We start from the raw sequence: 25,378 nt of genomic DNA, 5'->3' as shown, positions 1-25,378 counted from the left end.
GTCCTGTGCGTCCGGAGGGGGACGCACAGGACACCGGGCCGTCAGAGCTTGCGCAGGCGCAGGCGGTTGATGGTGTGGTCGGCGTCCTTGCGCAGCACCAGCGTTGCGCGGGGGCGGGTCGGGAGGATGTTCTCGACCAGGTTCGGCCGGTTGATCGAGTTCCAGATGTCCTCGGCCGCGAGCGTCGCATGTTCGTCGGACAGGGCCGCGTAGTGATGGAAGTGGGCGTTCGGATCCGCGAACGACGTCTTCCGCAGCGCCAGAAAACGTTTGATGTACCACGCCTCGATGTCCTCGATGCGCGCGTCGACGTAGATCGAGAAGTCGAACAGGTCCGAGACCATCAGCCGCGGGCCGGTCTGCAGCACGTTGAGGCCCTCGATGATGAGGATGTCCGGCTGCCGGACGAGGTGGTACTGGCCCGGAATGACGTCGTACGAGATGTGCGAGTACACCGGGGCTGCAACTTCTTCGGCACCCGACTTGACCTCGGTCACGAACCGCAGCAGCTTGCGGCGGTCGTAGCTCTCCGGAAATCCTTTGCGGTGCATCATGCCCCGGCGGGTCAGTTCGGCGGTGGGGTAGAGGAACCCGTCGGTGGTGACGAGGTCGACGCGGGGGTGGTGCTCCCAGCGGGCGAGGAGCGCCTGCAGGACCCGGGCGGTGGTCGACTTGCCGACCGCGACGCTGCCGGCGACACCGATGACGAACGGCACCTGACGGTCGGGGTGCTTGTCCCCGAGGAACGTTGCGGTTGCGGCGAACAGCCGCTGGCGGGCGGCGACCTGCAGGTGGATCAGACGTGCGAGCGGGAGATAGACCTCGGCGACCTCGTCGAGGTCGATCTGCTCTCCGAGGCCGCGGAGCCCGACGAGTTCTTCCTCGGTGAGGACGAGTGGCGTCGACTTGCGGAGCTTGCGCCACTGCTTGCGGTCGAACTCGACGTAGGGGCTGGATTCGCTCACCCGTGCCATCGCTGCACCTCTCGGGAGAGTGGCTTCGATTGAGATCGGCGCATGCGCGTGCTGGGGGAAGGCAGGTGCATGAGCCAAATTGTGCTCGCAACCACACGAGCCCGCTGCGCCGGGTCCACCTCACGGTGGAAACCGTGGGCGACGGCCTGCTGTAACCACAGGTGACGGACTACTGTCCCCATCATGGAACCGGACGCATTGGTGCGCGACTATCTCCTGCTCGGCCTGCGGTTCGACCGCCTGGAAGAGGGGTTCGTCGACGCCTACACCGGCGATCCGGCGCTGCGCCGCCAGGTCGAGAACGAGCCGCGGATGGATCCTCGCCGACTCGCCGTCGATGCCCGGGCACTGCGGACGGAACTGTCCGGAGCGGGGTTCACGGTGGAACGGACGCGCTTCCTCGACGCGCACCTCACTGCGCTCGAGTGCTCGGCCCGCAAGTTCGCCGGGGACGACATCGGTTTCGTCGACGAGGTCGCGGCCTACTTCGACGTCCGGATCGAGCCCGCGGACCCCGACACCTACCGCGAAGCGCACCGCCGGATGGACGCCGTCCTGCCGGGACCGGGCACCCTCGCCCAGCGGATGGAGGCGCACCGCGCCGCCGACCGCATCCCGCCGGAGCGGCTGGCCGAGTGCGTCGACGCGTTCGACAGCGCGCTGCGGGACCGGGTGCGCGCCGAGTACACGCTGCCCGAGACCGAGCGGGTGGAGTACGAGGTCGTCGGCGACAAGCCGTGGTCCGGGTTCAACTACTACCTCGGCGGCTACCGGTCCACGGTCGCAATCAACTCGGATCTCGATCAGCACATGTCGAACCTGCCGCGGTTGATCGCGCACGAGTCCTACCCGGGTCACCACACCGAACACTGCCGCAAGGAGGCCGGCCTCGTGGGTGCCGGACAGCTCGAACAGACGCTGTTCGTCGTCAACACCCCGCAGTGCCTCATGGCCGAGGGGCTCGCGGACCTGGCGCTGGCGTCCATCGTGGGTCAGGGCTGGGGACGCTGGGCGCAGGAGATCTACGCCGACCTGGGGCTCCGGTTCGACGGAGAGCGGGCCGAGGAGCTGTCCGCGGCGTCGGCCGGGCTGCTGTCGGTGCGTCAGGACGCCGCGCTGCTGCTCCACGATCGTGGCGCCGACGCGGACGACGTCGCCGCGTTCCTGCAGCGCTGGACGCTGTCGAGCCCCGAGCGGGCCAAGCAGAGCCTGCGGTTCCTGTCGTCGCCGCTGTGGCGGGCCTACATCAGCACGTACGTCGAGGGCTACCGGCTGCTCGGCGCCTGGTTGGACCGCGCGCCCGTCGGCCCGGAGCGCTCCGAGCGGTTCCGACGGCTGCTCGACGAGCCGCTCACACCAGGCGCGCTCCGTGACGAGCTGGTGGCCGCCGGTGGAGCCGCTTTGGGGACCGAACAGCCTCGTCCTTAGACTGGAGGGGATACTTCCGCAATCCAGCCTGGAGATTCGCTGATGACTGCTGTGCCTGCCACCGACGTGAACACCGCGTCCCTCGCCGAACTGGACCCCGAGGTCGCCACCGCGATGGCGGGTGAGTTGTCGCGTCAGCGTGACACCCTCGAGATGATCGCGTCGGAGAACTTCGTTCCCCGCGCCGTCCTCGAGGCCCAGGGCAGCGTGCTCACCAACAAGTACGCCGAGGGCTACCCGGGCCGCCGGTACTACGGCGGCTGCGAGTTCGTCGACGTCGTCGAGGACCTGGCGCGGGGTCGTGCCAAGGAGGTCTTCGGCGCGGAGTTCGCGAACGTCCAGCCGCATGCCGGCGCGCAGGCCAACGCCGCGGTGCTGATGGCGCTGATGAACCCGGGCGAGAAGCTGATGGGCATGGACCTCGCGCACGGCGGTCACCTCACCCACGGCATGAAGCTGAACTTCTCCGGCAAGCTGTACGAGGTCGCGTCCTACGGCGTCCGTGAGGACACCCACGTCGTCGACATGGACCAGGTCCGCGAGACCGCGCTGCGGGAGAAGCCGCAGGTCCTGATCGCCGGCTGGTCCGCGTACCCGCGTCACCTCGACTTCGCTGCGTTCCGCTCGATCGCCGACGAGATCGGCGCCAAGCTGTGGGTCGACATGGCGCACTTCGCCGGTCTGGTCGCCGCGGGTCTGCACCCGTCGCCGGTCCCGCATGCGGACGTCGTCTCCACCACCGTCCACAAGACCCTCGGTGGCCCCCGCTCCGGCATGATCCTGGCGAAGAAGGAGTGGGCGAAGAAGCTCAACTCCTCGGTGTTCCCCGGCCAGCAGGGCGGCCCGCTCATGCACGCGATCGCCGCGAAGGCCGTCGCGATGAAGATCGCCGGCACCCCGGAGTTCAAGGCCCGTCAGGAGCGCACCCTGGCCGGTTCGAAGATCCTCGCCGAGCGTCTCGGTGGCGCCGACGTCGCCGGCAACGGAATCTCGGTGCTCACCGGTGGCACCGACGTCCACCTGGTGCTGGTCGACCTGCGTCACTCGCAGCTCGACGGCCAGCAGGGTGAGGATCTGCTCCACGAGATCGGCATCACCGTCAACCGCAACGCCGTGCCGTTCGACCCGCGCCCGCCGATGAACCCGTCGGGCCTGCGCATCGGCACCCCGGCCCTGGCCACCCGTGGCTTCGGCGATGCCGAGTTCACGGAGGTCGCCGACATCATCGCGACCGCGCTGGCCAAGGGCGCCGACGCGGACGTCCCGGCGCTGCGTGCCCGCGTCTCCAAGCTGGCGCAGGACTTCCCGCTGTACGACGGCCTCGAGAACTGGGGCCTGCTGCCCAAGGCCTGATACTCGGTCCACGACGGCCCGTGCCCGATGGGGTGCGGGCCGTCGTCGTGTTCACGGCCCGGCCGATATCGCCGGGCGGTCGGGGTGGTCGTAGCGCACCACGATGTCCGCCGGGGCGTCGATCGCGGCGTCGTGTGCGAGCAGTGGATCGATCGTCCACAGATTCTCGGGCCGGGTGCGGCGCTCGAGGGCGCCGCGGGAGAGCGTCAGTTGCACGACCACATCGGGATCGAGGCCGCGTCCGTGCAGCATCGGGCCGGCGATCAGGAGCACCTGGCCGGGGCCGGCCTCGACGACGGATGCCCGCGCCGAACGGTCGGCGGCCTCGTCCCACAGCCGGGGCAGCCACTGCCGCCGCTCACGGAGCGCCGTCACGACCTCCCGCAGCAGCGCGGGATAGTCGAACCATCCGTGGCGATAGCTGTAGTCGTCGCGATGGCCGTGCTCGAACCGGAGCGATGCCGGCCGGACGTAGTCGTGCAAGGACACCACCGCTGCGGGACGCCCGGAAAGACGCAGGCGTGCGGCCACCCGCTCGGCGAACTCCACCGGATCGGCCGCGTCCGCGCCGGAGATCGCGACCACCCGGACATCCGGTGCGGAGGCGGCGCGAGTAGCGACCAGTTCGATCAGTCCGTCCGGGGCGACGGGGCGGAAGGCGATCATCGATCCAGTGTGGCGGACCGGCACCGGGCCGGGGCGGGTGGATCTTCACGTGAGCTGCCGTTCACGTCGACTTCACTCGACACGCCGGACGCGTGCACTGGGCGATCGGTCCGGGGGCGTAGCGTCGCGCGTAACAGACAGCAGGCGAAGTTGTCTGTACGGGAGGTCCTGATCGTGACTGGAACATTCAGTGCGAGGGGGCCGGCACCCGGCCCTCGTGTCATCTGACACTCGGGCCCGGACCGGTCCAGCGAACAGGTTTGCGCGGGTGCCACGCGAACGAACGAGGAGCCTCACGTGACCGCAATCAGCTCCGTCCGCACCTACGTCCTCGACACCTCGGTCCTGCTCTCGGACCCGTGGGCCGTCAGTAGATTCGCCGAACACGAAGTGGTGCTGCCACTGATCGTGATCAGCGAACTCGAGGACAAGCGCCACCATCACGAGCTGGGATGGTTCGCCCGCGAAGCGCTGCGGATGCTCGACGACCTCCGTCTCGAGTTCGGTCGTCTCGACCGCCCGGTGCCGATCGGCACCGAGAACGGCACACTCCAGGTGGAACTCAACCACACGGACCCTTCCGTGCTCCCAGTCGGATTCCGCACGGACAGCAACGATTCCAGGATTCTGGCCTGTGCTCTGAACCTTGCTGCCGAAGGCAAGGACGTCGTGCTGGTCAGCAAGGACATCCCGCTCCGGGTCAAGGCCGGCGCGGTGGGTCTGCCGGCCGACGAGTTCCGTGCACACGACGTGGTCCCGTCCGGCTGGACCGGGATGACGGAGATCGATGTCAGCTCCGAGTTCATCGACCAGTTGTTCTCCGAGGGCGTCGTCGACCTGGACGAGGCGCGGGAACTGCCCTGCCACACGGGTATTCGGCTCCTCGGTGGCCGGTCCAGTGCGCTGGGGCGCGTCACGCCGGACAAGCGCGTGCAGTTGGTTCGTGGTGAGCGGGAGGCATTCGGGCTGCACGGCCGATCCGCGGAGCAGCGGGTGGCGCTGGATCTGCTGCTCGACGAGAGCATCGGGATCGTCTCGCTCGGCGGCAAGGCGGGCACCGGTAAGTCCGCGCTGGCGCTCACGGCCGGACTCGAGGCTGTGCTGGAGCGGCGCAGCCACCGCAAGATCGTCGTCTTCCGTCCGCTGTACGCGGTGGGGGGTCAGGAACTGGGCTACCTGCCGGGCAGCGAGAGCGAGAAGATGGGCCCGTGGGCGCAGGCCGTCTTCGACACCCTCGACGGCCTCGCCAGCCCCGAGGTGATGGAGGAAGTGCTCAGCCGCGGAATGCTGGAAGTGCTGCCCCTCACGCACATTCGTGGCCGCTCACTACACGACTCCTTCGTGATCGTGGACGAGGCGCAGTCCCTCGAGCGCAACGTTCTGCTCACCGTGCTCTCCCGGCTCGGCACCGGATCGCGGGTCGTGCTCACCCACGACGTCGCGCAGCGGGACAACCTGCGGGTCGGGCGGCACGACGGCGTCGCCGCGGTTATCGAGAAGCTCAAGGGGCACCCGCTGTTCGCGCATGTGACTCTCACTCGCAGTGAGCGTTCGCCCATCGCCGCGCTGGTGACGGAGATGCTCGAGGAGTTCGGTCCCGCCTGAGTAGTCCACCGGGGGTGGGCATTCGCAGCCACCGGACGGCCTCCGAGGGGGGAGGTGGCCGGACGGTGGCTGCGGCCGGCGTGACCGCACCCACCGCCCGGCGGTGCAGCGCTCGCCCGCGTCGGGGGGTGGGCGAGTGCCGCTGCTGCTTCGACAGAGGAGAAGCAGCGACTCAGACGCTAGCCGCCACAGTGGTCACGGGAGAAACCGAAACCGGACGACAACGGGCATTTCATCCATGATTTCACCCCACGAACCGGATCGCCCAGCCGGGTCGCGCCAGCGTGCGGCCGGTTCCACCCTCAAATCGTTGTTCAATATTGAAACGTGTTCTAGATTTGCCGCAGTGGTTCGTCGTCGCGTACCGAGGGGTGGTCATGGAGCAGAACACGGGTCAGGACGAGCAGTTCGACGTCGTGGTGGTGGGTGCCGGAGGCGCCGGTATGGCCGCCGCGATCACGGCTGCGCACCAGGGGCTGAAGGTGGTCATCGTCGAGAAGTCCCGGTACTGGGGCGGTTCCACGTCTCGGTCCGGTGGTGGCGTCTGGATCCCCGGCAACTCGGTGTTGAAGCGTGAAGCCCCCGCCGACGACGTCGAGGCGGCCCGCCGCTACCTGCACAGCATCATCGGTCCCGGCGTCGACCCGGCCCGTATCGACACCTACATCGACCGCGGTCCCGAGGCGCTGCAGTTCCTCGTCGACCACTCGCCGCTGAAGCTCGAGTGGGTGAAGAACTACTCCGACTACTACCCGGAGGCGCCCGGCGGACTGTCGACGGGGCGCTCGTGCGAGCCCAAACCGTTCGACGCGCGGGCGCTGGGTGACGACCTCGCCACGCTGCACCCGCCGTACAGCAAGGCTCCGCTCAACGTCGTGGTCAAGCAGTCCGACTATCGCTGGCTCAGTACCGGACTGCGGCACTGGCGCGGACCGGTCCGGATGATCAGGGTCGGGATGCGGACGTTCGTCGCGAAAGCGCGGCGGCAGAAGCTCATCGGGATGGGTGGAGCCCTCATGGCCGAACTCATGCTCGGTGTGCGCGGGGCCGGGGTCCCGGTGCGGCTGAACACCGGCCTGGTCGACCTCCTCGTCGAGGACGGGCGCGTGACCGGGGTCGTCGTCGAAACCGGGAGCGGCAAAAGCACACTCAGGGTGGAGTACGGCGTCGTCCTCGCGTGCGGTGGTTTCGACGCCAACGACGAGATGCGAAAGAAGTACCAACGTGCGCCGATCGGTTCGGAATGGACGATCGGTGCCCCGAGCAACACCGGGGACGGCATAAACGCGGGACTGAAGGTCGGTGCCGCAATCGATTTCATGGACGACGCGTGGTGGGCGCCGTCCATCCCGCTGCCCAAGGGGCCGTGGTTCGCGCTCGCCGAACGGTCGCTGCCGCGCAGCATCATGGTCAACGACCGGGGCGAGCGGTTCATGAACGAGTCGCTCCCGTACGTGGAGGCGACGCACCGCATGTACGGCGGCGAGTTCGGTCAGGGCGAAGGTCCCGGCGAAAACCTTCCGGCATGGCTGATATTCGACCAGACCTACCGGGACCGCTACCTCTTCGCGGGCGTCACCGCGCGCAGCCCGCTGCCGCGGAAGTGGCTCGAGAGCGGCGCGATCGTGAAGGCGTCGAGCATCGAGGAACTCGCCGGCAAGATCGGCGTCCCCGCCGACGCGCTCGCGGCGACCGTGGAGCGGTTCAACGGCTTCGCGCGCAGCGGAACCGACGAGGACTTCCATCGCGGTGAGAGCCGCTACGACCACTACTACGGCGACATCACGAACAAGCCCAACCCGAGCCTCGGGGAACTCACCAAGGCGCCGTTCTACGCCGCGCAGATGGTGCCCGGCGATCTCGGGACGAAGGGCGGGATAGTCACCGACGTGGACGGGCGGGCGCTGCGCGAGGACGGTTCGGTGATCGAGGGGCTGTACGCGGCGGGCAACACCAGCGCCCCCGTGATGGGTCACACCTACGCCGGGCCCGGCGCCACCATCGGGCCGGCGCTGGTGTTCGGTTATCTTGCGGCACTGGACATCGCCGCCAAGGCGGGGCGTCCGCTCAGTCCTCGCTGAGCGGACCCAACTCGGCTTCGAGAACCTCCTGCACGACGCGCATCGCGGCGAGCCCGGCGGGAGCGCCGCAGTAGGCGCTCGCATGGATCACGGTCTCGACGATCTCGGTGCGGGTGAGCCCGTTCCGGAGGGCACCCCGGACGTGGCCGCGTAGTTCGTTCTCGGCGCGCAGCGCGATGAGCATGCCGAGGTTGATCAGGCTGCGGCTGCGGCGGTCCAATCCGGGGCGGGTCCACACCGATCCCCAGACGTGTTCGGTGATGAACTCCTGAATGTCCTCGGAATCGGTGCCGCGTGTGCGCTCGAAAGCCCTCTCGACGAAGTCGGCGCCCATCACCTCGGTGCGGATATCGAGGCCGGCCTCGAATGCGGGGGAGGAGTTCTGCTGTTCGGTCATCGCCGTCGGCTTCCTGTGTGAGGATCTCGCGGCACGTATCGCCGGTACCGCACGGTCAGGGAGCCTACCCGCGTCGGTCACCACCCCGGAGTGCGCGGGCCGTCGCGGTGACGGTGCCCACAGCCACGTTGCCCCAGCTGAAGCGGTCCCGCCAGACCGCGATCCGGCCGTCGCGCAACTCGAAGGTTCCGCACACCCAGAACGTCGAGCGCAGCGGGCCGACGAACAGCGTGTCGATACGTTCGGTGAGGACAGCGTCGCCGTCGCTCGCGATGTTCTGCATCACCGCCTCGAAACGCCGAGTCGGCTTGTTCGCGAAAGCGAGTGCCCGCCGGACCGCGGACTGTCCGCGCAATGTCGGGAGTGTCGTGTTCTGCCACACGATGTCCGGGGTGAGGTACTCGACCGCGCGGTCGACGTCCATGTCGGTGAGGGCCGCGAAGAAGTCCTCGACTACCTGTACTGCTGCGTCCGGTCGGTTTTCCACGGTGCACTCCTGGTGAATCGTCGTGGGGCTACTCGTCGTCCGCCCTGGTCATGGCGAGAACGTCCAGGCGACGGTCGAGTTCGGCCTCGGTGAGTCCGTCGCCGATCAGTCCGCGATCGATCACGGTCTGCCGAATCGTCTTCTTCTCCTTCAGTGCCTGTTTCGCGACCGCGGCGGCCTCCTCGTAGCCGATCGCGGAGTTGAGCGGGGTGACGATCGACGGCGACGACTCGGCGAGCGTGCGCAGGTGCTCCTCGTTCGCTTCGAGGCCGGTGATGCAGCGATCGGCGAACAGTCGGGAGACGTTGGCGAGCAGACGGAACGACTCCAGCAGGTTGCGCGCCATCACCGGGATGTACACGTTCAGCTCGAACGCGCCGGCCGCGCCGCCCCACGCGACAGCGGCGTCGTTGCCGACCACCTGCGCTGCGACCTGTGTGACCGCCTCGGGCAGAACAGGATTGACCTTGCCGGGCATGATCGAACTGCCGGGCTGCAGGTCCGGCAACCGGATCTCGCCGAGACCGGTCAGCGGGCCCGAGCCCATCCACCGGACGTCGTTGGCGATCTTCGTCAGTGAGACGGCGACGGTGCGCAGCGCACCGGACGCCTCCACCAGTCCGTCGCGCACGGCCTGCGCCTCGAAACTGTTGCGAGCGGGGGAGAGTGCGTCCAATCCCGTGGTGCGGACCAGCTCCGTGACGACCCGGGGCCCGAAGCCGTCCGGCGCGTTGAGGCCCGTTCCGACCGCGGTGCCGCCGATGGGCAGCTCGCCGAGGCGGGGGAGCGTCGCGAGGACCCGTTCGATACCGGCCTCGATCTGGTGCGCGTAGCCACCGAACTCCTGACCGAGCGTGACCGGGACGGCATCCATCAGGTGCGTGCGCCCGGACTTGACCACCGTCTTCCACTGTGCCGCCTTGTCGAACAGGGCGAGCCGCAGGTGGTCGAGAGCGGGAACCAGATCCTTGACGGCGGCCTCCGTCGCGGCGACGTGCGTGGCCGTCGGGAACGTGTCGTTCGACGACTGCGACATGTTCACGTCGTCGTTGGGGTGAACCGTGACACCGGCCTTCGCCGCCAGACTCGCGATCACCTCGTTGGCGTTCATGTTCGAACTCGTCCCGGATCCGGTCTGGAACACGTCGATCGGGAACTGGTCGTCGTGGCGGCCGTCGGCGATCTCGTTCGCGGCGGCGATGATTGCGTCGGCCTTGTCCGGATCGAGCAGTCCGAGGTCCTTGTTGACCTGTGCGCAAGCGGCTTTCAGCAGCCCCATGGCGCGAATCTGGGCGCGCTCGAGGCCGCGGCCGGAGATCGGGAAGTTCTCGACGGCGCGTTGCGTCTGGGCGCGCCACAGCGCGTCGACCGGGACGCGGACCTCGCCCATCGTGTCGTGTTCGATACGGAACTGCGGATCGCTGCTGTCGCTCATGCATCCAGCTTGCCACCCGGGCGGCTGCGCCGCCCGTGCGCACTTTCGGTGGTCGGAGCTACCAAAAGTGCGCACAGGCGCGGAGCGCCTACATCACGGCATCGGGGGCTGTGCGCCGTCGACGCCGTCGAAGTTGATCGACGAGAACTCGTGCAGCTTCTCGAGGCGGTGGTACGCCTCGATCATGCGGACGGTGCCGGACTTGCTGCGCATGACGATCGACTGCGTCGTCGCGCCGCCGCCGTAGTAGCGCACACCCTTGAGCAGGTCGCCGTCGGTGACACCCGTGGCGCAGAAGAAGATGTTCTCGCCGGTGACGAGCTCCTCGGTGCGCAGGACGCGGTCCAGGTCGTGGCCGGCGTCGAGGGCCTTCTGCCGCTCGGCTTCGTCCTTCGGGGCGAGCTTGCCCTGCAGGGCTCCACCCATGCACCGCAGTGCGGCCGCGGCGATGATGCCCTCGGGGGTGCCGCCGATACCCAGCAGCATGTCGACACCCGAATCGGGGCGGGCCGTCGCGATGGCGCCGGCGACGTCGCCGTCGGAGATCAGCCGGATGCGGGCGCCCGTCTCGCGGATCTCGCGGATGATGTCGGCGTGCCGCGGACGGTCCAGGATCGTGACCGTGGTGTCGGACACCGCGCGATTCTTGGCCTTCGCGACGCGACGGATGTTCTCCGCGACACCGGCAGCCAGGTCGATGACGTCGGCGGCCTCGGGGCCGACGGCGATCTTGTCCATGTAGAACACGGCGGACGGGTCGAACATCGCGCCGCGCTCGGCGACCGCGAGCACCGCGATGGAGCCGGGGGCGCCCTTGCTCATCAGCGTCGTGCCGTCGATGGGGTCGACCGCGACGTCGCACAGCGGGCCGTCGCCGTTGCCGACCTCTTCGCCGTTGTACAGCATGGGGGCTTCGTCCTTCTCGCCCTCACCGATGACGACGACGCCCTGCATCGAGACCGAGCTCACCATGTGCCGCATGGCGTCGACGGCGGCACCGTCGCCGCCCTCCTTGTCGCCCCGTCCGACCCAACGGCCGGCAGCCATGGCGGCGGCCTCTGTGACGCGTACCAGCTCGAGAGCGAGGTTGCGGTCCGGGGCCTCGCGGCGACTCGATGGGGTGCTGGCCGTCATGGGCAGTGCCTCCTGCAGTCAAGGTCGGCGCAATGTGGTGGCCGACACTTCGGGGCGGTCGACCGCGGTGCGGTCGGGCCGTCGATTCGGTGGACGAATCTCGAGGATGATTCTTTCATTACCCGACGATGCGTGGCCTGCTGGGCCACCCGGAGCCGGGAACAGGAATACTGGACACCGTGCCCGACAAGAAGCCCCGCATCCTGCAGAACGGCCACGACATGATGTGGTCCCTGATCCCGCTCGTGGTCGCGTGTCTGCTGATCGCGGGCGTGGCGAGTCAGTGCTCGTTCAGCCCGGGTGGTCCGAAGCCCGGTCCGGTCCCCAGCTTCGACGCGGACGCGGCCTTCAAGTACGACTCGCGCGAGCTCGGCTTCCCGATCCGCAAGCCGGAGATCCCCGAGGGCTGGCAGCCGAACTCGGGCAGCCGCAGCATCGTCTCGGGTGACGGCGGCGGCGACTCGAGCAACATCGGGTTCATCACCGAGGTCGGTCGGTACATCCAGCTCACCCAGAGCGACGCGACGGTGGAGACGCTGGTCCCGTTCGTGGCGGGCGACACCCGGATCCAGAGCGGCACCGAGCGGATCGGCAGCCGGCAGTGGGACGTGTTCGACGACGGCGACTCCGAGGCGATCTGGGTCTCGGACTTCGGCGACGCCCGTGTCCTCATCACCGGACCGGCACCGGCGGAGGACTTCAAGCAGCTCGCGGCCGCGATCGACGTGGCACCGTTGCAGCCCTAGGACCGTCGGCGCCGAGTCGTCACTCGGCGTCGTCCTCGTCTACGTCGTCGGCGTGCGCGAGGGCATCCTCGACGCGCTTGCGAGCGCCCGCGAGGTGCTCCTCGCACCGCTTGGCGAGCGCCTCGCCGCGTTCCCACAGCGCGAGCGACTCGTCCAGGTCCAGGCCGCCCAGCTCGAGGGTCTTCACGACGACGACCAGCTCGTCCCGTGCCGCCTCGTATCCGAGTTCGGCCACATCGGTGTTGCTCATGATTCTCTTCCCATCACGGCGGCGCGCACGGCGCCGTCGGCCAATCTGACTCGAATCTGCGTGCCGGGTGGCGCGTCGTCGACCGAACGCAGCACCTCGGGTTCGGTGTCGCCGTACACGCGCTGCACCACCGCGTAACCGCGGGCGAGGGTCGCGGCGGGACCGAGCGTGGCCAGCCGCGCCCGCAGGTGCTCGACGGCGGTGGCCTCCGCGTCGATCGTGCGGGTGACGTCCCGGCGCGCGGTGTCGCGGAGCCGTTCCACCTCCTCGGCCCGACGGTCGATCCCGGACAGTGGATCGGCGAGCACCGGTCGGCTGCGCAACTGCGCGACGAGATGCGATTCCCGGGCCACCCAGTTCCGCAGGGCGGCGCCGGCCCGTCCCCGCAGTTCGGAGACCAGGGCCTGCTCGGCCACCGCGTCGGGCACGACACGCTTGGCGGCGTCGGTCGGGGTTGCGGCGCGGAGGTCGGCGACGTGATCGCTCAGCGGGCTGTCGGGCTCGTGACCGATCGCGCTGACCACCGGCGTCGTGCACGCGACGATCGCGCGGCACAGCGTCTCGTCGGAGAACGGCAGCAGGTCCTCGACGCTGCCGCCGCCGCGAGCGAGGATGATGACGTCGACACCGGGATCGCGGTCGAGCTCCTCGAGCGCCTCGATGATCTGCGGGACCGCCGTCGGGCCCTGCACCGCGGTGTTGCGGACCTCGAAGCGCACCGCCGGCCACCTCCGCTGCGCGACACTCAGCACATCGTGCTCGGCGGCGCTGGCCCGCCCGGTGATCAACCCGATGGTGCCGGGCAGGAAGGGCAGCGGCCGCTTGAGCCGTGGATCGAACAGACCCTCCGCCGCGAGCAGCGCCCGCAGGCGTTCGATCCGGGCGAGCAGTTCGCCGATACCGACGGCCCGGATCTCGGTGACTCGCAGCGATACGGACCCGCGGCCGGTCCAGAACGACAGCTTGCCGAACATCACGACACGGCTGCCCTCGGTGAGGGGGACCGGCGCATCGCGCAGCAGTTGCGGCGAACACGTCACCGACAGCGACATGTCCACGGACGGATCGCGCAGCACGAGGAACGCCGTCCGGGTCCCCGGTCGGGCGTTGATCTGAGTGATCTGACCCTCCACCCAGACGCTGCCGAGCCGGTCGATCCACTGTGCGACCTTGGTGGAAACGGTCCGCACGGGCCACGGTTGCTCGGGCGAACTGGGGGACGGGCCGCCGGATGCGGGGCGCGCGGAGGTCACTTGGCGCGGGCGGAGGTGATGCGGTTGGCGAGCATCGTCTGGAACGGTGCCCGGGCCGCCGTCCGCTCCTCGTATTCGAGCAGTGCCGTCAGGTCGTCGACCGACAGCGACCGCAGTCGCGAGCGCAGCTGAGCCAGCGTGAGTGCGGCGTAGTCGAGTTCCTCGGCGATCTCCGGAACCGGCACGTGCCCGGTGGCGGGTGCCGACTCCTCCGCCGGTGCCGACGTGGCCGGCGTCTCGTCCTCGCCGGGCGTCATCGAGTAGAGGGCGAATCGGCCGGGAGCCGAGCGGCGCTCGGCGTCCTCGGCGCCGTCGGAATCGTCGACGTCCGTTTCACCGTCGGTGTCGAAGTCGGCGCGGTCCTCGTCGAAGACGGCCCATTCGGGTTCTTCCTCGGTGCGGTCGAGAAGGCAGAAGGCGCGGTCACCCTTGATGGCGAGCGCGGTCATCGACTGCTGTACCCGCATCGTGGTCTGCAACACCTGACTGACCGCGGTCATCGGCAGCGTCATGGCCGTGGACGGCAGCTTGAGCGCCTCTTCGTACGCCGTGATGGCTACTCCGGCGGCGACGCGCGCCATGAACGGGGGACGAATCATGGTCACAGCCTGCCTCACGGGCGCGCCATTTGGTAGCCGACGGCGCCGAAGGCCCTGCTGTCCGGCGCACGAGTCCGTGCTCGGCGGTCCGTCGGCTGGGTGCCCCGTAGGCTGGGGGCATGTCATCGGCAGTTCCTCTCAATCTGGGTATCGCACGATCGGCCGGCGCGGATGCGGCCGGCGGCGGAAAGCGGGTCCTCCTCGCGGAGCCGCGCGGCTACTGCGCGGGCGTCGATCGCGCCGTCGAGACCGTCGAGAAGGCACTCGAGAAGCATGGGGCGCCGATCTACGTCCGCAAGGAGATCGTGCACAACCGGCACGTCGTGGACACGCTCGCCGAACGCGGCGTCGTCTTCGTCGACGAGACCGACGAGGTACCCGAGAACTCGGTCCTCGTGTTCTCCGCGCACGGGGTGTCGCCGGCCGTGCACACCGCGGCCGCCGAGCGGAGCCTGCACACCATCGACGCGACGTGCCCGCTGGTGACGAAGGTGCACCAGGAGGCGAAGCGGTTCGCCCGCGACGACTACGACATCCTGCTCATCGGCCACGAGGGCCACGAAGAGGTCGAGGGCACCGCGGGCGAGGCGCCCGAGCACGTGCAGATCGTCGACGGCCCCGACTCGGTGGATGCGATCACGGTCCGCGACGAGGACAAGGTGATCTGGCTCTCGCAGACGACGCTGTCGGTCGACGAGACGATGGAGACCGTGGAGCGCCTGCGGGAGAAGTTCCCGAAGCTGCAGGATCCGCCGAGCGACGACATCTGCTACGCCACCCAGAACCGTCAGGTCGCCGTGAAGGCGATGGCGCCCGAGTGCGATCTCGTCATCGTGGTCGGCTCGCGGAACTCGTCGAACTCGGTGCGCCTCGTCGAGGTCGCATTGGGGGCGGGCGCCCGGGCTGCGCACCTCGTCGACTTCGCCCGCGAGGTGGACCTCGCGTGGCTCGAGGGGGTCCGGACGGTGGGCATCACCTCCGGTGCGTCGGTGCCGGAGATCCTGGTCCGCGGGGTCATCGACCTACTGGCCGAACATGGTTTCGCGGACGTGCAGTCGGTCACCACCGCCAACGAGACCCTGGTCTTCGCGCTTCCCCGCGAACTGCGCGCGGCGCGCAGCTAGAAACCCGCCGGATCAGCCCTCGAACGGGGGCTGATCCGAGCGGTCGCGGTAGCGAACCTCCGGGATCGGATGCGCCGGTACCTCGGCGGTTCGCCGCGGACGGGCCGCGACCGGATCACGCTGGACGGGGTCCCGGTAGGCGGCTTCGCGGCGGGGACTGCGAGGAATCGGATCACGCCGGGCGCTCTCGCGGGGTCCGCTCTCACTGCGGAGCGGTTCGCGTCGGCCGTAGTCGCGGCGAGGGGGTGTGTCCTCGTAGGCGCGACCCTCTCGCCCCGGGTAGGGGTTCCCGGGCGAGCCGGCCGGAATGTGAGCGGTGGCGGGTTCCGCCGCGGGCCGGGACGGACGCGCCGCACGGGTGGGTGCGCGACGGTCGTCGGTGACCGGGTCGAAGACGGTGGTGCGGTCGTCGCGGGTGGCGGTGCGGTCGTTGCGTGCGCGACGGGCGCGGGCCGGACGAGCCTCGGCGCGGCGGTCCCGCGGGCGGGCCGGCGCGCTCGGACGAGACTGGACGAGGAAGACCCGCGCTGCCGCGATCAGTCCCACGACGACGGTTGCCGCGAGCATCAACGGAAACCGGTTGACCAGCGGGTAGGCGACATTGATCGCCATGTCCTTGAGGCCCGTGCCCGCGCCGTCGGTGAGGAACTGCGCACCCAGCGGGACGGCGACGAACAGCAGCAACGGCGGCTGCACGACAGCGGTGAACAGGCCGCGCTTGCGGACCGCGAGCACGGCCAGGACACACCCGAGGAAGTACATGGCGGAGAAGGCCGACGTCAGTTCGCTGCCCGAGACGGCGTCGAAGGCGAACCCGAGGAAGGTGGCTCCGGCGGCCACGGCCACGGCGCCCCATGCGGGTATGCCGGGAACGGTGGGCAGTGCGGAACGTTGGTCGAGGGGCACCCCGGATCGAGCGCGTTGGGTTGCGGACACACCTCGAGAGTAGTCGGTTATCGCCCGGCTGCCTCGATGGCGCCGCCGTCGGAGGCCGGGAAATCGCCCACGGTCGGGCCCCGCGCTGTCGGACGGGTGCTCTAGCGTGCTTGCGCATGAGGATCCTCCACACGTCCGACTGGCACATCGGGCGCACCTTCCACGGTGTCGACCTGTTGGCCGACCAGACGCGGGTACTCGATGCGATCGCGGCCGTCGTCGCGCAGCGCGGCGTCGACGTGGTGGTGGTACCGGGGGACGTGTACGACCGGTCGATCCCCAGTGCCGACGCGGTCGCGGTCTGCAACCGCGGGTTCGAGGCCATCCGGGCGGCCGGTGCGGTGATCGTCGCGACGTCGGGCAACCACGATTCGCCGGTGCGGCTGGGCGCCGGCGCGGCCTTCGCCGCAGCCGGCGGACTGCATCTGATGACCCGTGTGTCGGCGCTCGACGTCCCGGTCGTGCTCGACGACGACCACGGTCCGGTCGCGTTCTACGGCATCCCGTACCTCGAGCCCGAGATCACACGGACCGAGTTGGGTGTGCCGCAGGCACGGTCGCACGCGGAGATCCTCGACGTCGCGATGGCGAGGATCCGAGCCGATCTCGACGAGCGTCGCGCGGGTGCGCCCGGGTTGCGCTCGGTGCTGCTGGCGCACGCCTTCGTGGTGGGTGGCGAGGCCACGGGTTCGGAGCGCTCGATCTCGGTCGGCGGTGTGGAGACGGTGTCGGCGTCGGCGTTCGACGGGGTCGACTACGTCGCGCTCGGGCACCTGCACTCGCCGCAGACACTCGCGGAGAACGTCCGCTACAGCGGATCGCCCCTACCGTATTCGTTCGGCGAGCGTTCCCATCGCAAGGCGGTGTGGCTGGTGGACGTCGACGCGGCCGGTCTCGCGACGGTCGAGCGGCTCGATCTGCCGGTGGTGCGCGGGCTCAGCCAGCTCACCGGGACCCTCGACGAGTTGCTGAGCGACGCCGCGTTCGATTCCGCCGAGGACCACTACGTGTCGGCGGTACTCACCGACGCGCTGCGCCCGGTGGACGCCATGCGCGCCCTGCAAACCCGATTCCCGTACGCGGTGCACATGGAATGGCAGCGCCCCGAAGGCAATCCGGAGCTGAGGTATCGCGACCGGGTGCGTGGGCGTTCCGATCTCGAGATCGCGGAGGGTTTCCTGACCGACGTGCGCAGCGACGCGACGCCCGGCGAGGTGCAGCTGTTCGAGCAGGCGCTCCGGAGCGCCACCGCGGCCGAGGTGCCCACGCGCACAGGCGGCCCGGCCGACCTTGCCGAGGCGTCCGCGTGAGACTCCACGATCTCCAGGTGACGGCGTTCGGTCCGTTCGCCGAGACCGTCACCGTCGACTTCGACGAGCTCGGCGCGGACGGACTGTTCCTGCTGCACGGGCAGACCGGCGCGGGCAAGACGACGATCCTGGACGCGGTTGCCTTCGCGCTCTACGGAACGGTCCCCGGTGCCCGCAGGGAGGGCAAGCGTCTGGTGTCGGACCACGCACCGGCGGGATCGGTGCCGGCGGTGACGCTGGAGGCGACGATCGGCGGCCGGCGGATCCGGATCACGCGCAGCCCCGAATACCAACGTGCCAAGAAGCGCGGCACCGGCACGATCACCGAGAACGCCAAGGCGACTCTGGCGTGGCTCGACGGCGACGGCGAGAACCTGTCCCGGATCCCGGACATCGCCCGCGAGGTCGAGCGTCTGCTGGGGATGACCGCCGACCAGTTCTTCCAGGTCGTGCTGCTGCCGCAGGGCGAGTTCGCGAAGTTCCTGCGCGCCGACAACGAAGATCGCGGCAAGCTGCTCGAGAAGCTTTTCGACACCACGCGTTTCAAGGCGGTCGAGGAGTGGTTCGTCGACCGCAAGCGGGCGAGTGACGCGCGCGTCGTGGAGCAGCGCAAGCAGGTCGAGCTGGCGCTGGCGAAGGTGTCGGCGGCAGCGGGGATCGAGGCAGGATCCGACGGCGAGCCGCTGGTCTGGGCGCGGCGCCTGCTCGACCAGGCGATCGAGACCGCGGAGCTGACCGCGACCGACCTGGTTCGCGCGCGGGCCGTGGGCGAGAAGGCTCGCGCGGCGGCGACGAGAGCTCGGCAGAGGCTCGAACTGCAACGTCGCCGGGACGCGGCGCGCGCGGCGATCGTCGAACTCGACGAGCGCGCCGACGAGCGTGAGGCACTGGCGGCCGAGGCGGCTCGCGCGGTGCGAGCCGAGGCCGTCGCATCCGCCTCGGCGGAAGCCGATTCCGCGACGAGTGCAGCCGAGGCGGCGCGCCGGCAGGCGCGCGCGGCAGCCGAGCAGCTGGCGGCGTCCGAGGACGGTGCCGGTCTGGTGGCGCGGCTCTCGTGGCCGCAGTCGGACGCGGATCGCGCGACGATCCGCGCCCAGGAGCGGGACTGGGCGGCCGAGGTGGTCCGCTTGGATGCGCTGCTCGGCGAGGCGCGCACGATGACGCGCGGCGAGCGCGACCTGGACGAGATGCGCCGCCGCAGTGCCGATCTGGATCGACAGGCCGAGCAGATCGCCTCCCAGCGGACGCGGTTACCGCAAGAGCTGGCCGCGGCGGAGGAGACGTTGCGCCGGGCCGAGCAGGCGCACAGCGTCCTGCCGGGATCGGAGGAGGCCGCCGTACGTGCTGCGGACGCCGCTTCCGCCGCCGAGGAACTCGTCACGGCGGCAGAGACATTGGACGCCCGACGCGGCGCGGTGGCGCGGGCGCGCACCGCGCACCAGGACGCGCGCGCTCGGTTGCTGGACCTGCGTGAGCAGCGCATCGCGGGCATGGCCGCGGAGTTGGCGGGGCAGCTCGTCGACGGCGAGCAGTGCGTGGTGTGCGGCTCGGTGGAGCACCCCGTGCCGGCGCTCCCGAGCGGCGCGACGGTCACCAAGGACGACGAGGAGGCTGCCCGGGACTCCGAACAGCGGGCCGCGGCGGTGCTCGAACGCGAGACGGAACGTCTGGCGGAGACCGAGCGGCACGTCGACCGGTTGGCCCAGCGCACGAAGGGGGGCGACCGAGACGAGCTGCGCCGGATCCACGCCGCCGCGCTGGCCGAGGTCGAGAAGACCCGCACGGTGGCCGCCGGACTCGCGCAGGCGACCGCCGCGGTGAACGACTTGCGTTCGCGCGGATCCCGATTGGAGGAACAGGCCCGGTCGCTCGACGCCGATCATGCCGCGCTCCGCGTGCGGATCGAGGCCACCGAGACCCAGGTGGCCGAGTTGCGTGCCCGGCTCGTCGCCGCGGCAGGAAACGACGCGAGCGTTCCGGCTCGGCGGGATCGGTTCGACGATCTCGCGACGCGTGCGGCGCAACTGCTCGACGTCCGCGATCGGGCCGCCGCGCTCGAGGCCACTGCGCACGACGCCCGGAGCCGCGCCCTCGCCACCGCCTCCGATGCAGGGTTCGCCTCGATTGCCGACGCGTTGGAAGCGGTGCGCCCGACGCAGCGAATCGCGGAGATCGAGGCCACCCTGGCTGCGGCGCGGGACCGGCTCGCGGCCGCTCGCGCGGTGCTCGCCGAGCCGGACGTCGTCGCGATAGACGGTCTGGAGCCAGTCGACCTGACCGCCCCGGAGGCAGCCGAGCGGGAGGCGGCGCGGGCCGTCGAGGCGGCCGCGAGTGCGGCCGACGAGGCGGAGAACCGCCGACGTAACCTCGAGCACTACATCGACCAGTTGGAAGCGACCCTGACCGCGCTCGGGCCGGTCCTCGCCGAACACGAGGAACTGGCCGGGCTGGCCGACGTCGTCGCCGGACGCGGCCAGAACTCACGCAAGATGTCGCTGCGCTCGTACGTGTTGGCCTCGCGGCTCGAGGAGGTCGCGCTGTCGGCGTCGGTGCGGCTGCGCCGCATGTCCGCCGGCCGATACGAGTTCGTGCACTCGGACGAGGCGGGCTCCCACGGCCGCCGCGGGGGACTCGGGCTCGACATCCGCGACGACTACACCGGCGTGGTCCGCTCCGCGAAGACCCTGTCGGGCGGCGAGTCGTTCCTCGCATCCCTGGCGCTCGCGCTCGGGCTCGCGGACGTCGTGGCCGCCGAATCGGGTGGCGTCGTGCTCGACACGATGTTCATCGACGAGGGGTTCGGCACGCTGGACGCCGACACCCTGGACCTGGTGATGGGCGTGCTCGACGAGTTGCGGGCGGGCGGGCGCGTGGTCGGCATCGTCAGCCATGTGGACGAGATGCGCCAGCGGATCCCGAGCCGGCTGCACGTGTTGCGCGGCCGGACCGGGTCCACGTTGGAGATGATTGCCGGCTAGATCGTCGGCCCCGGCAGGTTGGGGTTCGGCGCAGGTTCGGCGATCGGGCTGGGCTCGTCGGTGGTGGGCTCGCCGATCAGGGGGGTGACGGCGCCGCCGGCCGTCGCGTCGGCGGCGTCCAGCAGGGCGTCCTCCTGGAGCCGTTCGTCGATCTGCTCGCCGAGGTAGCGGATCACCACCGCGCCCACCGCTGCGACCGGGACGGCGAGGAACGCGCCGACGATGCCGAACAGCGAGCTGCCGGCGGTGACGGCGAGCAGCACCACCACGGCGTGCAGCTTCATGCTCTTGCTCTGCAGCACCGGCTGAAGGACATTTCCTTCGATCTGCTGGACCGCGATGATGATGGCGAGCACGATCAGCGCGGTGGTGAGGCCGTTCGCCACCAAGGCGACCAGGACGGCGAGGGCGCCGGCGACGAACGCGCCGACGATCGGAACGAAGCCGCCGATGAACGTCAGGATCGCGAGGACGGGGGCGAGTGGCACCCCGAGGATCAGCAGTCCCGCGCCGATGAAGACCGCGTCGATGAGGCTGACGAGGGCCTGCGTGCGGATGAACCCGCCGAGGGTGTCCCACATCCGCCCGAGGACCTCTTCGAGGTGCCGTCCGGCGCGGCCGCCGCTGACTCCGTGGAGCCACGGGATGAAGCGCGGGCCGTCCTTGACGAAGAAGAAGGCCAGGATCAGCACGAGGAAGAGGGTGACGACCATCGACCCGGCCGTGGTGACGCCGGTGAAGACGCCCGACGCGATCGCGGTGCCGGATTCCTGCAGCTTCGACGTGATGGCGTGGACGGCCGTGTCGATCTGGTCGTCCTGCAGGTTGACCGGAGGCCCCTTCAACCAGTCCTGCACCTGCTGGATGCCCTGTGTGGCCTTGTTCGCCAGTTCGGGGGCTTGGTCGACGACCGACGGCACGATGAGAGCCACGACGCCGCCGAAGAGGGCGAAGAAGATGAGCAGGGTGATGGATGCCGCACCGGCCGGCGGCACTCCGCGCTTGGTGAGAGCGCGCGTGGGCGGCCACAGCACGGTACTCACGACGATCGCCAGCATCACCGGGAGCGCGATCACCCACAGCTTCTGCAGGATCCAGCCGACGACCAACGCGCCGATCGCGATCGCGGCGAGGCACAACGACCACTTTGCCAACCACAACCCGCCGGCGCTGATCACCTCGCCGCGCTCACGCAGCCGCGGTCGCTCGGTGGGCAGGGCGGTCTTCTTCAGGCTCACAGGGTGAGGGTCCTTCCACAGGCTGGTGACAGTGACCTGTCGAATCTACGCATTTCTCTACGGAACGGCGCGAGTAATCGATCCGGTCACGGGCCGGTAAAAGCCGACATTCGGTGTTCGGGGCGTCCGTAGTATCCGGCGCATGACGAGAATCAACGGGAGACTCACCGCAGCGATCGTCACCGCAACGGCCGTCGTGCTCGGGCTCGGAGCGTGCTCGAACGACAACGGCACATCCGAGGAGACCAAGGAGAGGATCAGTTCGGCGGTCACGTCCACACCCGAGACCGGCCCTGGGGAGGCCCTCAAGTCGAGCATCCAGGCGACGGCGTCGGGCCTGGTGTCGAGCATCCAGGCGACGGCCTCGAGTGCGGTGTCGGGGATCGGCGGGGCGTGGGACAACGCCAAGCTGACGACCTTCGTGGCCGCGTTCCGGACCGCGTACCCGAATCTGTCGAGCGACCGCGACGACGAGTCGATCGAATCGATCGTCAAGGAGACGTGCACCGCGATCGACTCGGGTGCGAGCGACGAGCAGTTGTCGGCGAAGGTCAAGGAGACCGCCGCGAACGACGGGACGGTCCCGACGGACGATCAGGTGGACCGGATCCTGCAGCTGGTGCGTCCGGCCTGCCCGTAGCGCCGGCCGGGCGGAACCGCGTGGCCGGTCAGAACCGCGCGGCGTCGGCGGCCTGCCAGTCGCGCCGCCAATCGGCTGGCGCGTGGTCGAGGAGTGCGCCCGGCTCGAGCCACTCGTAGAGCTCGGCGTATGTGCGGGTGGTCACGCCGTCGATGCGCCGGTTGAGCATCGATGGCGTCAGCTCGGCGAAGCTGTCGAGGCCCATCGAGGCGACCATCTGCTTGGCGCTCGCAACGGTGGCCTGCTGGAACCGCGCGACGCGCGCAGTCTTGTCGGGGACGTCCAGGGCCCGCGTGCGGGCCGGATCCTGGGTCGTGACGCCCACGGGGCACCGGTTCGTGTGGCACTTCTGCGCCTGGATGCAGCCGACCGCGAACATCATCGCGCGGGCGGCGAGGGTGAAGTCGGCGCCCTGGATGATGCGTTTGACGATGTCCGCGCCGCTCGCGACCTTGCCCGACGCTCCGATCTTCACGCGGTCGCGCAGCCCCGCGCCGACGAGTGCGTTGTGGACGATGATCAGCCCCTCGGTGAGCGGCATGCCCATGTGGTCCTCGAACTCGACCGGCCCGGCCCCGGTGCCGCCCTCCGCACCGTCGACGATGACGAAGTCGGGCGTGACGTCCCGTTCGAGCATGGCCTTGCAGATCGCGAGGAACTCGACGCGCGAGCCGACGCACAGTTTGAATCCGACGGGTTTGCCGCCCGCCAGCTGCCGGAGCCGGGTGACGAAGTCGATCAGTTCGACGGGTGTGCCGAACGCCCGGTGCGCGGGTGGTGACGTGACGGTCTCGCCGATCGGCACACCGCGCGCCTCCGCGATCTCGGCGGTGACCTTGGCGCCGGGCAGGACTCCGCCGAAGCCGGGCTTGGCGCCCTGTGACAGTTTGACGGAGATCGCCTTCACCTGGTCGTCGGACGCCTTGGCGGCGAGCTGGTCGGGGTCGAAGTTCCCGTCGGGGGTGCGGCACCCGAAGTAGCCGGACGCGATCTCCCAGATGAGGTCGCCACCGTGCTTGCGGTGGTAGCGGCTGATGCCGCCCTCACCGGTGTCGTGCGCGAAGCCGCCGCGTGCGGCACCCGCGTTGAGGGCCTCGATCGCGTTCGCGGACAGCGACCCGAAGCTCATGGCGGAGACGTTGAGCAGTGCGATGTCGTACGGGCGGGTGCAGTCGGGGCCACCGAGCCGCACGGTCGGGGTTTCGGCCGGCGCGAGGCGGGCGCGCAACGAGTGCGTCATGAACTCGTAGCCGACCGCGTGCACGTCCCGCTCGGTGCCGAACGGTTCCTCGTCGAGCGTTCCTTTCGCACGCTCGTACACCAGATCTCGCGTCTCCCGATCGAACGGCGTTCCGTCGGTTTGGGATTCGACGAAGTACTGCTGTATCTCGGGGCGGATGCGTTCGAGCAGGAACCGGGCATGGCCGAGGATCGGATAGTTGCGCAACACGTTGTGGCGTCGCTGCGTGAGATCCCAGGTCCCCGTGACGGCGAGCGCGAACAGGGGAAGGGCGACGATCAGCCACCACCGAGACTCCGTCGCGACAGTGACACCGGCGGCCAGCGCGAGTGCCCAGACACCGACGACGATCGACCAACGAGCCATGCGGCGATGGTAGGCCGAAACGCCGGGCCGTACCCTGACGGGCATTGCGGCGTCGGTGTGTCCGCCGACGCCGGCCGAAGAGAAGGGTGCGTGCGCGCATGGAGTCGGATCCGATCACCGACCTGGAGGCCGAACTGGTCGACATGTGGCGGCGTGGCCGGATCCAGTCACGCGAACGCGCCCGGCAGATCGACCCCAAGCTCGATCCGGCCTGCTACCCGCTCCTGGCGATCCTCACCCGCACCGACGCGGTGCCCATGTCGGCATTGGTGTGCGAACTCGGCTTGGAGAAGTCGACGTTGACGCGGCAGATCGATGCGCTGGTTCGGCTGGGGCTGGTGGAGCGCCGCCCCGACCCGCAGGATGCGCGCGCCCGGCTGGTGGTTCTCACGGACTCCGGACGCGAACGGCTGACCGCGCAGCGTCAGGCCGTCATCGCACAGTGGCACGAGCGGCTGTCCCGGTGGGACCCCGCCGACGTCAAGCAGCTCACGATGCTGCTCCACCGGCTCGGGGAGAGCACCGCCTGATCCAGCCTCCGAATATTAGTTGCGCGATGCAACCATCTGACGTATGGTTGCATGACGCAACTAGTTGGGGAGGTGTGATGGCCGAGGCGACTACGGCGGAGACCCTGATCGGGCTCCTGCGGGACGTCATCCGTCGGGGGCGTGAACTCAACGCGCACCTCGCGCGCGAATCCGACGGCGATCTCCTCACCGAACCTCTGGGTGCACTGTTGTCGCTCGTCGGGGCGGCCGAGGGGAGCCGGTGCAATGCGCTGGCCGACCGGATGCGGATCACCCCGTCGACGTTGAGTCGGCACATCGCCCATGCGGAGGAACTCGGGTATCTGACGCGGATTCCCGATCCGGCCGATAGGCGAGCCACGCTGCCGGCGCTCACCGCCGCGGGCGAAGCGATTCTCGAGCGGTACCGGTCGCGTCAGCGTGAATGGTTGCTCCACTCGATCTCCGATTGGACGGACGACGAGGTGCAGCAGCTCGTGGACGGGCTGACGCACCTGAAGGCGTCGTTTCGGGACCGGGTTTCGGCGCTCTGACGCCGCATCGTCAATTCCTTTACCAAGTAATCGTTTTCGAGCTCACTCGAAGAATTCGTGAGGTTTCTGCATGAG

General features: G+C 69.6%; 23 protein-coding genes. 11 read left to right on the top strand and 12 right to left on the bottom strand.

Features of this window, described 5'->3' with window-relative positions; translation table 11 throughout:
- Nucleotides 1–41: 41 nt before the first annotated feature.
- Nucleotides 42–974, bottom strand: a complete 933-nt coding sequence (coaA, locus tag A6I89_RS06010; protein ID WP_005514637.1) for a type I pantothenate kinase — start codon at nt 972–974, stop codon at nt 42–44.
- 183 nt (nt 975–1,157) lie between these two features.
- Here coaA and A6I89_RS06005 point away from each other — a divergent pair, with 183 nt between their 5' ends.
- Both A6I89_RS06005 and glyA read left to right on the top strand, forming a co-directional pair.
- On the top strand, nt 1,158–2,402 hold the full coding sequence (locus A6I89_RS06005; protein ID WP_022594738.1) for a hypothetical protein: 1,245 nt from the start codon (nt 1,158–1,160) through the stop codon (nt 2,400–2,402).
- 42 nt (nt 2,403–2,444) lie between these two features.
- A complete protein-coding gene (gene glyA, locus A6I89_RS06000) occupies nt 2,445–3,755 on the top strand; it encodes a serine hydroxymethyltransferase (protein ID WP_005514635.1) in 1,311 nt (436 codons plus the stop codon).
- Nucleotides 3,756–3,806: 51 nt separating this feature from the next.
- On the opposite strand, the gene A6I89_RS05995 is transcribed toward glyA, so the two are convergent.
- Nucleotides 3,807–4,421, bottom strand: coding sequence for a nucleoside/nucleotide kinase family protein (locus tag A6I89_RS05995; protein WP_005514634.1), 615 nt, complete (start codon nt 4,419–4,421; stop codon nt 3,807–3,809).
- Between the two features lie 297 nt (nt 4,422–4,718).
- Between A6I89_RS05995 and A6I89_RS05990 the strand changes: the two genes are divergently transcribed.
- Together A6I89_RS05990 and kstD are read left to right on the top strand one after the other, a co-directional pair.
- On the top strand, nt 4,719–6,026 hold the full coding sequence (locus tag A6I89_RS05990; protein WP_005514633.1) for a PhoH family protein: 1,308 nt from the start codon (nt 4,719–4,721) through the stop codon (nt 6,024–6,026).
- Between the two features lie 377 nt (nt 6,027–6,403).
- The gene (gene kstD, locus A6I89_RS05985; RefSeq protein ID WP_044990679.1) at nt 6,404–8,107 is read left to right on the top strand and encodes a 3-oxosteroid 1-dehydrogenase; all 1,704 of its coding nucleotides are present in this window, start codon (nt 6,404–6,406) and stop codon (nt 8,105–8,107) included.
- Here kstD and A6I89_RS05980 read toward each other — a convergent pair.
- From A6I89_RS05980 to glpX, 4 genes are all read right to left on the bottom strand, one after another.
- Complete coding sequence (locus tag A6I89_RS05980; RefSeq protein ID WP_022594740.1) at nt 8,094–8,504, bottom strand: carboxymuconolactone decarboxylase family protein; 411 nt, start codon at nt 8,502–8,504, stop codon at nt 8,094–8,096. The genes kstD and A6I89_RS05980 overlap by 14 nt on opposite strands.
- Before the next feature lie 64 nt (nt 8,505–8,568).
- Nucleotides 8,569–8,991 carry a limonene-1,2-epoxide hydrolase family protein gene (locus tag A6I89_RS05975; protein ID WP_022594741.1) on the bottom strand — a complete coding sequence of 141 codons (423 nt, stop codon included), beginning with the start codon at nt 8,989–8,991 and terminating at the stop codon, nt 8,569–8,571.
- A gap of 28 nt (nt 8,992–9,019) precedes the next feature.
- Nucleotides 9,020–10,426 (bottom strand): class II fumarate hydratase, encoded by a 1,407-nt coding sequence (locus tag A6I89_RS05970; RefSeq protein WP_022594742.1) that lies wholly within the window; start codon nt 10,424–10,426, stop codon nt 9,020–9,022.
- Nucleotides 10,427–10,519: 93 nt separating this feature from the next.
- Nucleotides 10,520–11,560: a class II fructose-bisphosphatase gene (gene glpX, locus A6I89_RS05965; protein WP_005514628.1), complete on the bottom strand. Its 1,041-nt coding sequence runs from the start codon at nt 11,558–11,560 to the stop codon at nt 10,520–10,522.
- A gap of 179 nt (nt 11,561–11,739) precedes the next feature.
- On the opposite strand from glpX, the gene A6I89_RS05960 reads away from it, so the two are divergent.
- A complete protein-coding gene (locus A6I89_RS05960; protein ID WP_013415300.1) occupies nt 11,740–12,306 on the top strand; it encodes a DUF4245 domain-containing protein in 567 nt (188 codons plus the stop codon).
- Between the two features lie 19 nt (nt 12,307–12,325).
- Here the strand turns inward: A6I89_RS05960 and A6I89_RS05955 are convergent, their stop codons facing one another.
- From A6I89_RS05955 to A6I89_RS05945, 3 genes are read right to left on the bottom strand one after another with little or no spacing between them, the layout of a single operon-like run.
- Complete coding sequence (locus tag A6I89_RS05955) at nt 12,326–12,556, bottom strand: exodeoxyribonuclease VII small subunit (RefSeq protein ID WP_005514626.1); 231 nt, start codon at nt 12,554–12,556, stop codon at nt 12,326–12,328.
- A complete protein-coding gene (gene xseA, locus A6I89_RS05950) occupies nt 12,553–13,809 on the bottom strand; it encodes an exodeoxyribonuclease VII large subunit (protein ID WP_044990654.1) in 1,257 nt (418 codons plus the stop codon). Before xseA ends, A6I89_RS05955 begins: the two co-directional genes overlap by 4 nt.
- A complete protein-coding gene (locus A6I89_RS05945) occupies nt 13,806–14,408 on the bottom strand; it encodes a lipid droplet-associated protein (RefSeq protein WP_022594744.1) in 603 nt (200 codons plus the stop codon). The genes xseA and A6I89_RS05945 overlap by 4 nt, the downstream gene beginning before the upstream one ends.
- Nucleotides 14,409–14,527: 119 nt before the next feature.
- Here A6I89_RS05945 and A6I89_RS05940 point away from each other — a divergent pair, with 119 nt between their 5' ends.
- Nucleotides 14,528–15,532, top strand: a complete 1,005-nt coding sequence (locus A6I89_RS05940; protein WP_005514623.1) for a 4-hydroxy-3-methylbut-2-enyl diphosphate reductase — start codon at nt 14,528–14,530, stop codon at nt 15,530–15,532.
- A 12-nt stretch (nt 15,533–15,544) separates the two neighbouring features.
- On the opposite strand, the gene A6I89_RS05935 is transcribed toward A6I89_RS05940, so the two are convergent.
- Nucleotides 15,545–16,468 carry a DUF6542 domain-containing protein gene (locus A6I89_RS05935; RefSeq protein ID WP_172504517.1) on the bottom strand — a complete coding sequence of 308 codons (924 nt, stop codon included), beginning with the start codon at nt 16,466–16,468 and terminating at the stop codon, nt 15,545–15,547.
- A gap of 116 nt (nt 16,469–16,584) precedes the next feature.
- Here A6I89_RS05935 and A6I89_RS05930 point away from each other — a divergent pair, with 116 nt between their 5' ends.
- The gene (locus A6I89_RS05930; RefSeq protein ID WP_013415304.1) at nt 16,585–17,778 is read left to right on the top strand and encodes a metallophosphoesterase family protein; all 1,194 of its coding nucleotides are present in this window, start codon (nt 16,585–16,587) and stop codon (nt 17,776–17,778) included.
- Entirely contained in the window at nt 17,775–20,756 is a 2,982-nt protein-coding gene (locus A6I89_RS05925; RefSeq protein ID WP_084978810.1) for an AAA family ATPase, read from the top strand. Before A6I89_RS05930 ends, A6I89_RS05925 begins: the two co-directional genes overlap by 4 nt.
- Here A6I89_RS05925 and A6I89_RS05920 read toward each other — a convergent pair.
- A complete protein-coding gene (locus A6I89_RS05920) occupies nt 20,753–21,994 on the bottom strand; it encodes an AI-2E family transporter (protein WP_013415306.1) in 1,242 nt (413 codons plus the stop codon). The genes A6I89_RS05925 and A6I89_RS05920 overlap by 4 nt on opposite strands.
- A gap of 142 nt (nt 21,995–22,136) precedes the next feature.
- On the opposite strand from A6I89_RS05920, the gene A6I89_RS05915 reads away from it, so the two are divergent.
- Complete coding sequence (locus A6I89_RS05915; protein ID WP_005514615.1) at nt 22,137–22,634, top strand: hypothetical protein; 498 nt, start codon at nt 22,137–22,139, stop codon at nt 22,632–22,634.
- Between the two features lie 28 nt (nt 22,635–22,662).
- On the opposite strand, the gene A6I89_RS05910 is transcribed toward A6I89_RS05915, so the two are convergent.
- Nucleotides 22,663–24,240, bottom strand: coding sequence for an FMN-binding glutamate synthase family protein (locus tag A6I89_RS05910; RefSeq protein WP_022594747.1), 1,578 nt, complete (start codon nt 24,238–24,240; stop codon nt 22,663–22,665).
- 98 nt (nt 24,241–24,338) lie between these two features.
- Here A6I89_RS05910 and A6I89_RS05905 point away from each other — a divergent pair, with 98 nt between their 5' ends.
- The gene (locus A6I89_RS05905; RefSeq protein WP_005514613.1) at nt 24,339–24,770 is read left to right on the top strand and encodes a MarR family winged helix-turn-helix transcriptional regulator; all 432 of its coding nucleotides are present in this window, start codon (nt 24,339–24,341) and stop codon (nt 24,768–24,770) included.
- Nucleotides 24,771–24,847: 77 nt separating this feature from the next.
- Nucleotides 24,848–25,303: a MarR family winged helix-turn-helix transcriptional regulator gene (locus tag A6I89_RS05900; RefSeq protein ID WP_005514612.1), complete on the top strand. Its 456-nt coding sequence runs from the start codon at nt 24,848–24,850 to the stop codon at nt 25,301–25,303.
- Nucleotides 25,304–25,378 lie beyond the last annotated feature (75 nt).

Origin of the sequence: Prescottella equi, from assembly GCF_002094305.1 — a bacterium.
Taxonomy (GTDB): domain Bacteria; phylum Actinomycetota; class Actinomycetes; order Mycobacteriales; family Mycobacteriaceae; genus Prescottella; species Prescottella equi.
This window is presented reverse-complemented; position numbering and strand designations above follow the sequence as displayed.

Coding starts and splice junctions, on each gene's coding strand:
- A6I89_RS05900 (WP_005514612.1), top strand. CDS start 24,848: ATGGCCGAGGCGACTACGGCGGAGACCCTGATCGGGCTCCTGCGGGAC.
- A6I89_RS05945 (WP_022594744.1), bottom strand. CDS start 14,408: ATGATTCGTCCCCCGTTCATGGCGCGCGTCGCCGCCGGAGTAGCCATC.
- A6I89_RS05980 (WP_022594740.1), bottom strand. CDS start 8,504: ATGACCGAACAGCAGAACTCCTCCCCCGCATTCGAGGCCGGCCTCGAT.
- A6I89_RS05970 (WP_022594742.1), bottom strand. CDS start 10,426: ATGAGCGACAGCAGCGATCCGCAGTTCCGTATCGAACACGACACGATG.
- A6I89_RS05910 (WP_022594747.1), bottom strand. CDS start 24,240: ATGGCTCGTTGGTCGATCGTCGTCGGTGTCTGGGCACTCGCGCTGGCC.
- A6I89_RS05995 (WP_005514634.1), bottom strand. CDS start 4,421: ATGATCGCCTTCCGCCCCGTCGCCCCGGACGGACTGATCGAACTGGTC.
- glpX (WP_005514628.1), bottom strand. CDS start 11,560: ATGACGGCCAGCACCCCATCGAGTCGCCGCGAGGCCCCGGACCGCAAC.
- A6I89_RS05930 (WP_013415304.1), top strand. CDS start 16,585: ATGAGGATCCTCCACACGTCCGACTGGCACATCGGGCGCACCTTCCAC.
- A6I89_RS05955 (WP_005514626.1), bottom strand. CDS start 12,556: ATGAGCAACACCGATGTGGCCGAACTCGGATACGAGGCGGCACGGGAC.
- A6I89_RS06005 (WP_022594738.1), top strand. CDS start 1,158: ATGGAACCGGACGCATTGGTGCGCGACTATCTCCTGCTCGGCCTGCGG.
- coaA (WP_005514637.1), bottom strand. CDS start 974: ATGGCACGGGTGAGCGAATCCAGCCCCTACGTCGAGTTCGACCGCAAG.
- kstD (WP_044990679.1), top strand. CDS start 6,404: ATGGAGCAGAACACGGGTCAGGACGAGCAGTTCGACGTCGTGGTGGTG.
- A6I89_RS05915 (WP_005514615.1), top strand. CDS start 22,137: ATGACGAGAATCAACGGGAGACTCACCGCAGCGATCGTCACCGCAACG.
- A6I89_RS05940 (WP_005514623.1), top strand. CDS start 14,528: ATGTCATCGGCAGTTCCTCTCAATCTGGGTATCGCACGATCGGCCGGC.
- A6I89_RS05905 (WP_005514613.1), top strand. CDS start 24,339: ATGGAGTCGGATCCGATCACCGACCTGGAGGCCGAACTGGTCGACATG.
- glyA (WP_005514635.1), top strand. CDS start 2,445: ATGACTGCTGTGCCTGCCACCGACGTGAACACCGCGTCCCTCGCCGAA.